The 13,075-nt window shown below is 61.6% G+C and carries 10 protein-coding genes; 5 read left to right on the top strand and 5 right to left on the bottom strand.

The window, feature by feature from the left end; translation table 11 throughout:
- The first annotated feature begins 7 nt into the window (after positions 1-7).
- Complete coding sequence (locus Pla111_RS04780) at positions 8-889, top strand: glycosyltransferase (protein WP_197524756.1); 882 nt, start codon at positions 8-10, stop codon at positions 887-889.
- Here the strand turns inward: Pla111_RS04780 and Pla111_RS04775 are convergent.
- Both Pla111_RS04775 and Pla111_RS04770 read right to left on the bottom strand, forming a co-directional pair.
- Positions 886-1,707, bottom strand: coding sequence for an aldo/keto reductase (locus tag Pla111_RS04775; protein WP_146571929.1), 822 nt, complete (start codon positions 1,705-1,707; stop codon positions 886-888). The two genes, Pla111_RS04780 and Pla111_RS04775, sit on opposite strands and share 4 nt — an antisense overlap.
- The gene (locus tag Pla111_RS04770; protein WP_146571927.1) at positions 1,694-3,271 is read right to left on the bottom strand and encodes an FAD-dependent oxidoreductase; all 1,578 of its coding nucleotides are present in this window, start codon (positions 3,269-3,271) and stop codon (positions 1,694-1,696) included. Before Pla111_RS04770 ends, Pla111_RS04775 begins: the two co-directional genes overlap by 14 nt.
- A gap of 273 nt (positions 3,272-3,544) precedes the next feature.
- On the opposite strand from Pla111_RS04770, the gene Pla111_RS04765 reads away from it, so the two are divergent.
- Together Pla111_RS04765 and Pla111_RS04760 are read left to right on the top strand one after the other, a co-directional pair.
- Positions 3,545-4,708: a glycosyltransferase family 4 protein gene (locus Pla111_RS04765; protein ID WP_146571925.1), complete on the top strand. Its 1,164-nt coding sequence runs from the start codon at positions 3,545-3,547 to the stop codon at positions 4,706-4,708.
- Between the two features lie 228 nt (positions 4,709-4,936).
- Complete coding sequence (locus Pla111_RS04760; RefSeq protein WP_146571923.1) at positions 4,937-6,412, top strand: hypothetical protein; 1,476 nt, start codon at positions 4,937-4,939, stop codon at positions 6,410-6,412.
- Positions 6,413-6,418: 6 nt separating this feature from the next.
- On the opposite strand, the gene Pla111_RS04755 is transcribed toward Pla111_RS04760, so the two are convergent.
- The 3 genes from Pla111_RS04755 to Pla111_RS04745 all read right to left on the bottom strand — a co-directional run bounded on the left by Pla111_RS04755 (position 6,419) and on the right by Pla111_RS04745 (position 8,682).
- Positions 6,419-7,036, bottom strand: coding sequence for a DUF4254 domain-containing protein (locus Pla111_RS04755; protein ID WP_231930746.1), 618 nt, complete (start codon positions 7,034-7,036; stop codon positions 6,419-6,421).
- Between the two features lie 159 nt (positions 7,037-7,195).
- The gene (locus Pla111_RS04750) at positions 7,196-7,486 is read right to left on the bottom strand and encodes a (2Fe-2S)-binding protein (protein ID WP_146571921.1); all 291 of its coding nucleotides are present in this window, start codon (positions 7,484-7,486) and stop codon (positions 7,196-7,198) included.
- The gene (locus Pla111_RS04745; RefSeq protein WP_146571919.1) at positions 7,483-8,682 is read right to left on the bottom strand and encodes a M20/M25/M40 family metallo-hydrolase; all 1,200 of its coding nucleotides are present in this window, start codon (positions 8,680-8,682) and stop codon (positions 7,483-7,485) included. The genes Pla111_RS04750 and Pla111_RS04745 overlap by 4 nt, the downstream gene beginning before the upstream one ends.
- A gap of 156 nt (positions 8,683-8,838) precedes the next feature.
- Here Pla111_RS04745 and Pla111_RS04740 point away from each other — a divergent pair, with 156 nt between their 5' ends.
- Together Pla111_RS04740 and Pla111_RS04735 are read left to right on the top strand one after the other, a co-directional pair.
- Entirely contained in the window at positions 8,839-9,420 is a 582-nt protein-coding gene (locus Pla111_RS04740) for an anthranilate synthase component II (RefSeq protein WP_146571917.1), read from the top strand.
- 445 nt (positions 9,421-9,865) lie between these two features.
- On the top strand, positions 9,866-12,895 hold the full coding sequence (locus tag Pla111_RS04735; RefSeq protein WP_146571915.1) for a beta strand repeat-containing protein: 3,030 nt from the start codon (positions 9,866-9,868) through the stop codon (positions 12,893-12,895).
- Positions 12,896-13,075 lie beyond the last annotated feature (180 nt).

The following is a 13,075-nucleotide window of genomic DNA, read 5'->3' as shown; positions in this document are numbered from 1 at the left end:
ATCACGTTTGTTCATCACTGTCCTGATCCCCGTCTTTAACGACCCACGGCTCGAGCCGTGCCTCGAGGCTCTTGCGCGACAGACGATCGGCAGCGACCGTTTCGAGGTGATTGTTATCGATAACGGCTCAGAGATCTCGCCGCGAGAGGTGGTCGAGAAATTCCCCTTTGCCCGCTACACCCAAGAGATAAAAACGGGCTCTTTTGCCGCACGGAATCACGGCCTAACGCTCACGCGTGGTCAGGTGTATGCCTTCACCGACGCCGACTGCCTGCCTGCTGAAGACTGGCTTGAACGGTCCGTTGCAGCATTGACCGAAGCAAACGAATCGATCGTAGTGGGAGGTCGCGTTGATGTTTTCCCGCGCGATCCTCATCGTCCCCGGATGGTCGAGATCTACGATATCGCTTACGGCTTCGATCAAGAACGAACCATCAAAGAAGCCGGCTACTCGGTTACCGCTAACTTGATTGCATCACGCGAATCGTTCGAGCGTGTTGGGCTCTTCAACGACAAAATGTTGTCTGGAGCCGACGGTGAGTGGTGCCAGCGCGCGGGAGCCATCGGAATTCCAACAAAGTACGTTGACGATGCCGTCGTTGCTCACCCTGCGCGAGAAACCTTGGAAGAGCTTCTCCGCAAGAGGAAACGCACCGTAGGCGGTCGATTGGTCCGCAACTCCAAGCGTTCCGTCTGGAATCGGTTTCGCGCAGCGGTAAGAAACCTAGCACCCAGCCCCTCTCAGTTAGCGTATGGGCTGCGTCGGCTTGCGGAACGTGGGTATCGCCACGCAGGCTTAAAACTGCTGGCGATCACGCTTGTGACACACTACGTCGGTGTTTTCGAATACGTGCGTCTAAAGCTCGGTGGCACCAGCGAACGACGCTAGCCGCACGCTCCTGAGACCAACGCTCTCAACCGATCCGATGTCGATGCTGAAACGAGAAGCAGCGCGTTAGGCATTGCCTCAACCGCCCCGCGAACCAGCTCACGGGCAGGACAGACGGTTGCCCCCCAACGATCTTTCGGGGCGTAGCGCAACACACCATGAAAGTTGTAGGCAACTTCTTGCCGGTAGTCGCCCATACGCTCCGCGGGCCAGCCACTCTGCCAGATCGATCCGAACGGAGACCAGCGGTCTTGGCGGGCATCGATCCCGACGCCGTAGGCACCGATTAGACCTTGTGTTACGAACTCATCAAAAATAATTTGCGTGTCTGGATTAAGATCGAGCGGGTTGGGTTCGTGAGCCAAATAGATATTGACGCGATCGCGACGCAATCGCTGTAGGCTCGCCTCCAGAGCACGTCGCACACGCTCTGGACTGAAGTCGTAGCGTGGGCGTTCCGAAGCCAGCCTTGGCGGCGGCGTATGTCGGCCACGCAGAAGCAATTTAAGGCCCCTGGTACGATCGAGCAGGGGCTTGATGGCATGCTTGATACGCATCTTAGCTTCATTATAGGGAAGCCGTGGGGGGCCAACTTTCGTCGCGATCACCACATCGTGCTGCCCTGCCAGAACCGCGCCAAGCGCCTCCTCAGCCACACCGTACGATTCGGCGACGTCGAAGTAACGAATGCCGAGGTCGAGCGCTGTCTCGATAAGTCGGCTCGCTTGGCGTAAGCCAACTCGACCGTCCAACCGCGCGCAGCCTAAACCTATTTGTGGGACGCTACCCTCCACTCCAGGAAGCTCAATCTTTCGCATCGGCCGTGTCTGTCAGGTGATCGGCTAAGCGCGTGGCTAATGCCATCGCGGTGAACGTGGTGTTGGCGTTGCTGCTGGTACGGAAGACACTCGCACCAGCGACATAAAAATTGTTCGTCCCAAAGACTCTCAGATCGCGATCAACGACTCCCTCTACGGCAGTGTTCCCCATCACACAACCTCCCGCGTGATGGTTCGTATCGTGCAAAGTGTCCAAGAAGGCTTTGTCTTTTGCCGCCAGGGCTGGCTCTATCTCCAGATCGGCCATCTGGGCTTGTTCTAGAGCGTTTCGCACACGTTCCGTAAAGTCGAGGATGGCCTCCATCTCACGCCCAGAGAGTCGCCAATCAATGACCGCTTGAGGCAGGCCGTAACGGTCGCGTCGTGTGCGATCCACCGAGATACGACTGTCGCGCAGAGGCTCCACCTCGGACTGAACGATCAAAGCGATCCGCGACCCACTCGGGATGAGAATCCGATGCTCCACAACGAATTTCCACATGAGCGGAATCATGTGGCGTGAGCAAGCCAGCAGATTGCGGAAGAAGCCGGTTATCGAACCGATTTTTCGGCTGTAGACCGCCGCTTTGACAAACTGTTTGAGGAAGACCAGGTTTTCACTGATCGAGCTCTCAAACGCGATCATTGCTTGGCAATTCAGAAGCGGTCGCTCTTGGAGCATGCCGTTGCGGAGACGCACTTTCGGTTGAAACTTTGCTCCCTGACAAACGATGGTGCAAAAGGCATCGTAAAACGCCTTGCGATTGCGAGGCTTGATATAGGCCAGTCGACCGCCCAGATGATCCTGAAAATAGCGGCCGATGTTGTCGTTGGTGCGCCACGGGCAATCACTTTGTTCAGCGCTGTGCAGCAATAGACGAGCGTTCTCGATCGTACCGGCAGCAAGCACGATCCGATCACCCGAGACGATATGTGTTTTCCCTTTGGAGTCCACCACTTTGACGCCCTTGACGGTGGTGTCATAAAACGTGAAACCTACGGTCCGAGCATCAAGAACCACTTTGATCCGATGATCGCTCTCAACCTCAGCACGATAGTGGTGGGCAAGGTTGGGCTGATTCATCCAGCGCGTGAGAAACACCTCAACTGATTGCGATAGCTCGGGAGGCGTTTTTTTCAGCTTCGCCCAGACGGAAGCGTCTTGCTGCAACTCATCAATCGATCCCAGGGCGCTATAGGTTTCTGAATAGTAAGAAGCAACCTCGTCATAGCTAACCGGCCACCGCGATCCCTCTAGCCACGACCGCCCTTCGATATCAACGGGCTGAAACTCGACGAGCTGCCCCCCCCACAGGTTGGAGGTTCCTCCGAGCGATATGCTACGGCCAATCTTTACGCCTTGATGAGAACGTCCGCTGACCCGGAAAGCCGTTTCGTCAAAATTGCTGAGCGTGCGGTCGCCCGCTTCTAGCACGACAACCGAGCACCCACGACGCACAAGCTGAACCGCCAAATGCAAACCAACCGCACCTGCTCCGACGATCACCACCCGTCTGGGATCCTCAGCGGGCGGCGGTAGCTCTGCAGCGCTTGAAACAATCATGCAACGCTTGGCGGTGGGGCCGAGGCCCCGCTTAAGGGGCTAGGCTTGGCTGGTAGGGGCAACTTAGGATTATACCTTGATCGGCCGTCTGGCGCTCTGGCTTGGTAGTTTGGCCGCTGCTGCGGATCAGACCATGAAGAACCTCCTCGATCGAGTGTGAACAATACCTCCAGACGCTCCAACCCTTTGCTCGGGTTGTCTTGAAATGGGTGAGCGGTGTGGTGCCGCTGCCCTTGAAGACTCGAAACCGCTGACGTCCCGACCCGCTTAGCCATGGCGACCACTGCCCCCTTACGCACGATCTGCGTTCAGCCAACGCTCGCCTCGTACCGGGTTCCCGTCTACCGAGAACTGGCAGCCCGACCGAGTATCGACCTGCGTCTGTGGTATGGCAATCACAGCACGCTCCGGAATGCTGAACCTGAGGGCTTTGCGGCCGAGCTGAAGCCACTTAAAGCGTGGCGTCTACGCGGCCAGGAGGCCCTCTGGCACGCGGCACAGCTTGAAGCAGCCGGATGCAACGACGTGGACGTCCTCATCCTCTCGTGGGGTGCCCGCTACCTTTCTCTTGGCCCCGCCCTGCGTCGCGCCAAGCGACGTGGGCTGCCGGTCGTGCTGTGGGGGCATGGCTACTCGAAAAACGACAGTGGTCTACGCCGATGGATGCGTGACCGCATCGCGCGGCTCGCCACCGTGCTGTTGTTTTACGATGAACGAACGGCAGCCGCCGCGATCCAAAGCGGCTGGCCCGCCGATCGCGTTTTTGTCGCTCCAAACGCGATTGATCAGACTCCGATTCTCGCCCAGCGTGACGCCTGGCTCGCCGACTCAGAGGCTCTTAGCCGATTTCGCCGCGAGCAAGATCTGATCGATCGCCGTTTGTTGCTCTATGTAAGCCGCTTCACGCCTGAGAACCGACTGGAGCTGCTTGTTGATGCGGTTGATCGACTGCGGCATCAGCAACCCGAGACGCTCGCAGTCATGATCGGGGGCGGAGAAGAACAGCAGCGAATCGTGCAGCTTGTCCAGCGGCGCAAACTGGAATCGTTCTTCCGCTTTCTGGGTCCGATCTATGACGAAGCAAAGCTCGCCCCCTGGTTTCTCTCCGCCGAAGCATTCGTTTACCCCGCAGCGATCGGTCTAAGTCTTTTACACGCGTTCGGATACGGGCTGCCCGTTGTGACGGACGACAACGTGCAAGGGCAGAACCCCGAGATAATCGCCTTCCAACCGAACACAGACGCCCCTGACCCCAACGGCCTTGCGTATCGTGCCGGCGACGCGGCCGACTTTGCAACGACGCTGGACCGCCTGCTTAATGACGCAACGCTCCAGAATCGGCTCGCCAGCGGTGCTCGTCGTACGATCGAACAGCGTTACAACGTGCCGCGGATGGTAGACGGCATGGCGGCGGCCATTGAGGCCTGCCGTCGATAGCCAGCGTTGCCCCCAATCCTCTCCGGGGCAGGAACCCGACAACCGCCGCAAGCGTCACAACCCCTGCAACTGTCTGGTCGTGCCGTGGTCGGTTGCTGCTCGATGGCCGGCACCACTCCCCGGCAAGCTACAGTTCACCAATCGCTGTTTTGAGAGTCGCCGCTCTACCCGAGCCACCGACAAAGACAGCGCACTCCCCGCTAGCACCTAGCCGCTTGTATCGTCGCGATGATCTCGAACGACTCACTCCTGATCGCCTTTAGCTACGCGTTCATCGCGGTGATGGCGACGCTGCTGATCGTTCCGATCCTTCGTCGCCGGACCGACGTGCTGACGGCGTGGAATACGTTCCTGATTGGGGCGATTATTTTCACGGGCGTATCGGGCATTCGCTGTGCGAACGCACCGCACTATCTGCCTGGCTATACCGGTTCCGATTACTCGCTGTATTACCTCGGCACCGTCATATTCTACAGCATCACGGTGCTGACCTACTACTTCTTCAAGTTCCCGCGTCGGCTGGCAGGGATCACACTGCGCAACTCTCCGCCATTGTCGGGGGGCATACTCGTCGTGATGGTCATCCTGCTGATGGGCATCGGCGTTTTCCAGCGAGTCCAGGTTCCGATCCCCGGCCTGGCACAGCTGTTGTTTCAGTTTGGCGTGATGACGCCTTTTTTTGCATTGGCGATCGCCTTCGTCGCGTGGTACCGGTCTCCGAGCAACTTGCTGTTGCTGGTGCTTCTGCTGTTTGTCGGAGCGGCAACACTGATCGGGTCGCTTTCTCTCGGCGGTTCACGTCGCTATCTGATTTCCGCGCTGGCCTGCCCCGCGATTGCTTACTATTGGATCTCACTCCGCTACCAACCAAACCGCAAGATCTTTACGCAAACCGCCATCGCGCTGGCGATCACCATGCCGATCGTGCTGGGCTACGGTCTGATCCGTCACGCTTCAGCGAATACTTCGGCTCAGGGAATGCAACGCGGCGTCGCGATTGTGAAGGCCTTGCCTTCTGCGATCCGCAGCGGCGGCACCTCCGAGGGTCTGACCGGACAGGATTCGGTCGAGTGCGCGTTGCTCGTTATCCACATGCTCAACGACGGATCGGACCGGCTTGAGGTCGATCCGCTCTATTCAATCAAGTACATCCTCGGCAATCCGATCCCGCGGGTGCTCTGGCCGGAAAAACCGGTCGCGATCGGTGCCACCCTGCCCGAGGTCGCAGGCATCAAGTACACTAACGCTAACCTTGGCATCAATGTTGCCGCGCAGTGCTACTACGACGGCGGCCTCTGGGTCCACGTGCTGTACGGCATGCTGATGGGCGCGTTCCTGAGGTACTTCGACGAACTGCTGATCCGCCAAGCCGGCAATCCGCTGCTCATCGGCGCCTTGGTGGGAATGAGTGCACAGCTAATCGGCTGGCCACGCGGCGGCATCGAGGTCATCGGCCTGCAGGTTGTCCTCGCGTTTATCGTTATGGTGCTGGTCAATCTCGGCTTCCGACTGATCTTCGGAACCGGTTTCACCTACCCGCGCACCGATCACCTGCTGCGCTACCCGGCGATGCGTTCGCCCGCCGACTGGGCCCTGTGGATGCAGAGCTTTACCGCTCCCGCAACCAGCGCCCGCCGCTATCGCGACGAGGACCCCAATGAACCGGGCATCGACGCGCCGCCGGCTTCTCAGAACGTCCGTTGAGCCTTGTCAGCCCGCCTTGCGGGTCGACTTGTAAAGGTACGGGTTAAGCGTCGGGTCGTTGTACATCTTCATCTGTCGATAAACCCGCAGACGCTTCTGGCCGGCGATAATGTCGCCAAGCAAATCGGTTAGCGATCCCGAGAGGTCCTCGGTCTGGACCGCGCACCGTGCGAGCCGCTCGCCCACCCGCTGGCGATGAGCATCGTTCGCGCCCTCGCGCTCGAACTCCTCGTGCAGATGGTAAACCCGTAACGACATGATCGAGAGCCGATCGATCGCGCTGCCGGGCGTCTCGGTGTTGAGGGGTGCCTCGGCGGGCGCTTCGACGCCCGCGGCACCGAGCATCTCGAGCAGTGTTTCGTCAATCCGTTCGATCCAATCGTTCCGCTGCTGATTGAAACCGTCGATCGCCCGCTTCACCTGGGCGATCCGCTCGTCGGTGACATCGCGGCTACGGGCGACATCCTCTTCGTGCCAGAGCTGATAGTTAAAGGCATGCTGTTGGCATACCACGCCCAAGATCCCGGTGTACGGGTTATCAATCGGCTCGTTGTGCCAGCGGGTTACTGCCTCGGCTTGGAGCTGCAGAACTTGGCGTACGAGAGACTTGCTATCGAGTGGCATCGCGGGATTCCTTTCCACACGCATCAGCGGCGCTGGTTCACTGGCAAAGATCACCGACCCTCCGGACCGGGGGCCCCGTCTGCCGGGGGCAGGAGTCTAGAGGAATCTGCTAAGCGTCAACAAGACAGATCCGCGGCCGCAATGCGGTGAGGGATCGGGCTACTCCTCGGGCGGAAGCGATGCGCCCGGCGGTGCCACACCACCGCCCAAGCGCAGGTGCTCTCCCCGGCCCTTGCAGTGCTCGTCCGCCGGGGGCAGGTCTGCCTCGGAACGAGCCCGCGCTGCCTCGAAGAGCTTGCGCAGCAGCGGCCGACACCACCCGCAGCCGGTGCCAGCACCAAAGCATTCTGCTAGCTGCGCCGGTGCCTGCGGCTTCTCCACCCGCAAGAAGTTCTCCACTTTTCGGCGGGTTACGTGGAAGCACAGACACAGCTCTTCGTCGGGTTTCATGCGACTCCTCCGCCAATCGCCAAACTCCAAGCGATCCGTCGCGCTAGCTGGAACTCGGCCACGTCCAGCTCTTCGTCCACCGTATGGATCTGCTTCTGTCCGCAGCCGATCGAGACGGTCGGTACCCGGTGGGCGGTCAACCAGTTTGCGTCCAGCCCGCCGTTAGCAATCGCCAGCTCGGCATCGTGGCCCCATTCGCGGAGCACGGCCTGCGCGGCGAGCACCGAGGGGTCGTCTGGCACCAAGCGAAACGCCTCGTAGTCAAGCCGACCCTCAAAACGCACCACGCCACGGCGTCCTTCGCTGCTCACAACACGTTTTACCGCACGACGAAAAGCGGCTTCGATCTCGCGGACAATCCGCGCGCGGAACTTGGGGTCATGCCCCCGCGCCTCGATGTGCAATCGGGCCCGTTCGGCGACAACGTTCGTGGCAACGCCCGCCTCCAGGACTCCCACGTTGGCGGTTCCTCGCTTTCCGCCTTTCTCGATCAAACCGTGCCAACCGTTTTCCACTAGATCCGCAACCGCCAGCGCAGCAATCGCGATGGCGCTAACGCCCCGCTCGGGCGCTTGCCCGGCATGGCTCGGAGAGCCGGTGATCTCGACCCACATCCGATAGCCACCGGTCGCGCCGAGGGTCAGCCGAGTCGGCGTACCGCCATCGAAGTTAAACGCGAGGGCGGGTTTGCCGAGCTTGCCCAGCGCCACATGCCGGGCACCGTTGATGCCCCCCTCTTCCTGCACGGTCCACAAAAAGGTCAGCGGGGGATGCGGCGTGCCGCTCCGCAAGAGACCGAGCGCGGTGGTTAGCAGCACTGCGGTTCCCGAACGGTCATCGGCCCCCAAGCCGGTCGTGGGGTCGGCCGATCGCACCCGCCCCCCGCGCACACGGGGCTTGCTGCCAATGCAGATCGGCACGGTATCGGTGTGGGCCATCAGCAACCGACGCGGGCCGCGCCCGGGCAGCTTCAAAATCGCGTTGCCAACGCCGCCCCCGAGCGCGCTCTTCTTGTGCGCCGAGTCAAACTGCACTGAGCCCAAGGGCAGCCCGGCCTCGGCCAGACGCTGCTCGATAAAGTCCATGACGGCCCGTTCCTCGCCGCCGCGGCCGGGGATCGCCATTAGCTGGCAAACAAGGTCCAGCGCTTCGCGATCAGCGACGGGTGGTTCTAACGGCGTGGGGGAAAGACTCATACGACTTATTGGAACGAGCCGCGTGGCTAACGCCAAAGGGGGCTTCTGAGTTTCATCTCCATGATTCAGCGAACCCGGATTACACTGGCGTGTCACCCGGAGGCACAGCCGAAACGCTGCCGACACCTCCCCCCGCCACGGTCCCCCCGCCGCGCCATGCTGCTCGTCCTCGATAACTACGATTCGTTCACCTACAACCTCGTCCAGCGGTTCGGAGAGATCGATCCCACGATCGATATCCGCGTGGTGCGTAACGATGAGCTGTCGGTCGATGAGCTCGCCGCGCTCGAGCCCGAGCGGATCGTGATCTCGCCCGGGCCGTGCTCTCCGACCGAGGCGGGCTGCTCGGTCGCGGCGGTTGAGCGGTTTTCGGGCCAGATCCCGCTCCTGGGAGTCTGCTTGGGCCACCAATCGATCGGGCAGGCCTTTGGCGGCGAGATCGTCCGGGCCGATCGCCTGATGCACGGCAAGACCGACTTGGTGCACCACCGCGATAGCCGGTTGATGGCAGGACTCGAGAACCCCTTCCAGGCAACGCGGTATCACAGCCTGGTGATCCGTCCCGGCACGCTTCCCGACGCCTTTCGGGTAACCGCCTGGTGCGAGGAGCCCGACGGGGGCCAGACCATTATGGCCGTCGAGCACCGCGACTTCCCGGTGTTTGGTCTCCAGTTCCACCCCGAGAGCTTCCTGACGCTCGAGGGGACCGATCTGCTCAAGCGGTTCTTGCAGATCTGACCGGTGCGGCAGATAATGCCCCTCACAGGCAATAGACCGGTCGCTGGCAAGCGAACCTAACCGATGGCGTGCGATTCTCAGGGGCTCTGCGCACGGCCTGAATAATCGGTATAGCCTGAATTACGCGGGCTTTATGCCCAAAATCGTTGCAGGCAGCGTTGCGCGCAACGAAACTGAACGGCCGGAACAGTAGACGCCCGCCGGGCCTCGTAAGAGGGGCCCCCGGGGCATCACTCGGACCGAGGCCCCGACTGCACCCGACACCCCTTCGCCAGAATGCGGAGGCGACGGCGTGCCGGCGGCGACCTCCACCGCCGAGCCTCCCACCCCTCCCGCACGATGCGGGAGCACGAACCCAAACTCCGCGTGGGCCAGCCCGCGACGGACAAGAAGAGCGCAACACAAGATTCACCCCGAACGATCTCTCAGGGAGCGTCGTCACCAGATGCATCTCACTAAGAACCTGCTGCTGCTCGGTCTCGTCGCCGCGCTGATGGTTGCCGTCGCTCCTCGCGCCCAGGCCGCCGCCAGGGTTTCGGGCGACACGATCCCCGCCACCACGCCCTTCGGGCCGCTCGATATCAATGGCGATGGTAACATCAACGCCCTTGATGAAATCGATGACGACGGCAATCAGGTGTTCGATAACCTGTTCGACCCCGTCTTTGGTCCAGCCACCATGGTCACGGACCCCATCATTTGGGAAGACTACGGAACGAACCAGAACATTCTTGTGGGCGAAACTAGCATCGGCACGCTGGCGATCACGGCGGGCACCGCGGTGCGCTATCAGCACCTCGTCCTGGGCGGTATCGGCGAATTTCTGCCGGGCGTTACCCTCGGATCCAATGCGGTTGTTCCGTTCGATGGGATGCGCAACTTCAATTATCTCGATCAAGCCTCGGCGATCATGGGCGGTACGCAAGTGCCGGTGAGCGGGAGAGGCATTGTCACCGTCTCCGGAACCGGTTCTGTGTTCAGCAACGATCCGCAAGCGGTTGAAGGCGAGTTCCGCCTGCCGCTGCTGGCAAATGCCTGGGACGTTGTCGCAAATGGCGGTGTCCCCGGAGAACCTCGCCCGGTTGGCGGCGGTGGGGTAGATGCCGGCTTCGACGTGGTGGTGGGCCTCGCCGGACGCGGTGAACTGACCGTCTCGGTCGGCGGCCGTGTTCAGATCCAAGACGCGCTGGCCATCGGCATCGGACCGCAAGCGAACGGCACCGTGACCGTCGAGGGCAACGGCTCAACGATCACCGCCGCAGGGCGCAGCGAAATCATGACCGGCGGCATGTCGATGGCCACCAACACGCCGTCGATCGTCGGCGGCGGCGGTTTCGGTCAGCTCTCGCTGCTGGACAACGGCACGGTCGACTTCTTCAATGGCTTGGCGATCGGATTCATCCCGTCCGCCGCTTCGGTAACGCCGACCGACACGGGCACCGGGGTTGTCACGCTGGTGGACTCGGGCACCTCGATGAGTGTGTTCGCGACTTTGACGGCGCTCGACCGTGGCGCTCCGCCGGCACCGGCACCAGGAACCCCTGCTAACCAGATCGTGCGCAACATTGCGTTGGCGGTTGGCGGGCTGGGGGGCCAAGGCCAACCGAGCGGCTCGGGTGTGCTCCGCATTGGTGAATCGGCACGGGTCGATGTTGTCTCGGCTGCCAGCTACGGCACCGACGATGAGTTTGCCAACGTCTTTGTGGGCGAAGCCGGCCGGATCGAGGTGCAAGGTGGCACGCTGACCATCGGCAACCAACTCTCGAACGCCGGCCAGATTGCCTTGGCAGGCGGCGTGATCGATACGGGCGTGCCCACCACGCCCACCTCCACGCCGGCTATCTCCGGCACGCTTTACAACGGCTCGTCGTTCACCGGGGATCAGTTTCAAGGATCTCTGAGCGGCTTTGGCACGATGCGCGTCGGACGGGTCGAGAACGCCCAAGGCTCGATCATCGACGGCGGCGTCTTTACGGCCAGCAACGGCGCGCAGATCGTCGGCGGAGCGCTGCGAATCGTCGCCTCGGGCGACGCCGCACCGATCGCCACCGAGCCCGTCTCCAACGAAACCCGCGCTGCCTTTAGCAATCGGGGCGTCGTCCGTGGGGCGATCGATTTCGAGATCGGCGGCAATTTCGAGAACGGTGCCACCGGCATTGGCTCGCTTGCCTCGACGCTGGTGAATCCCGCCAACGGTGGCGTTGTCCAGTCGAGTGGGCAGATCCTCTCCAGCCACTTCTTCAACCGCCGTTCAGGACGCGTCTCGGTGGTATCCGGCACGACGCTCAGCATTCTCTCGAACGGCGAAAACCCGCTGTTCGATGCTTCGCTGCTGCAAGACGCGGCGACCCCCGTCCGAGACGGCATCCCCGACTCGTTCGACGCCACCGGTAACTCTACGGTTACCCCCTTCACGGGCTACTACCAAGCCAACCTCGGCAGCATCGCCGTTAACGGTGGCTCCTTGGAAGCCGGTCGCTTGGGCGATACCGACACACAGCCTCTGGACCAACGCGACCTGACACTGATGTTCCGCAACGCGCGCTTCTATCAGGAATCGACCGCTACGACAATCGGCGAAGCGGTCGGCACGATTACCGGCAACAACGCCGAACTTACGTTCCGCGACGGCCTCTACAACACGGGCGTGCTCTCGTTCACCGGCGGCATCAACACGGTCCGAGGGACCGTGATCAACAGCAGCACGATCGATTACAGCGATCCCTCCAATGCCGCGACAACGTTCCGCCGTTCGGGAATTATCGACATCGGCGGTATCGATACGACCGTCACCTTCGAGGACGACGTGATCCAGTACGGCGAGCTGTACGTGGGGGCGGGCAATCAGGCTAACTTCTTGGGTAACCTCGACGCCCGTGAGGGCGAGTTGCGGCTGGCGATCGACCTGGACGACGTCTTCTCGGGCGGTGCCCCGATCGTCGTCAACGGCGACGTGATCTTCGGCGGCGAGGGCTTCACGATTGTCACCTCGAACGGCAATCCGGCGAACCTCGTCGAGGGCTTCTCGATCACGCTGCTCTCGGCCACCGGCGATATTTTCCAGAACGCGCCGCCGAGCTTTGCCAACGTGCCCGTACTACCCGCCGGTGTCCGCTGGCAGCTCATCTACGACGGCCTCGCCGACGTCGTCCGGCTGGATATCGTCTCGTCCACCACCCCCGCTCAAGGGGACTCGAACAACGACGGTATCGTCGATGTGGCAGACTTCCCGCCGATCATCGACCGGATCGGTATGGCGGTTCCGACCGTCGACGCCGCGTTCAACAACGGTCGCGACCTGGACTTCAATCGCAACGGCGTGATCGACAGCGACGACCTGCGGATCGCCCAGGTGAACTTCGGCCCGGTGATGATGGTCGGCCCCGGCGGCAGCGGTGCCGCGGTGCCCGAACCCAGCGCCGTGGTGCTGGCGCTGCTAGCCGTTGGCGGGCTCACGCGGCGTCGCGTGGGTTGAGGTTTCGCCAAAGACTGCCGATCCTGCCGATTCTTCCTGGCGTGATGGTCGGTCGGAATCCGAACTAAACACCGAAGGCTCCTCGGCCGGTCGTGCGCGATCGGTCGTACCGAGCTGAAAACGCGGCAGGGAAGCCGCGAGGAGCTCGGCCCTCGACCCCCCGCAAGGTTTGCGGGCGAG

The sequence above is a fragment of the Botrimarina hoheduenensis genome (genome assembly GCF_007859815.1).
Lineage (GTDB): Bacteria > Planctomycetota > Planctomycetia > Pirellulales > Lacipirellulaceae > Botrimarina > Botrimarina hoheduenensis.
Note: the sequence above shows the minus strand (reverse complement) of the source record. Positions and strands in the feature narration are given on the sequence as shown.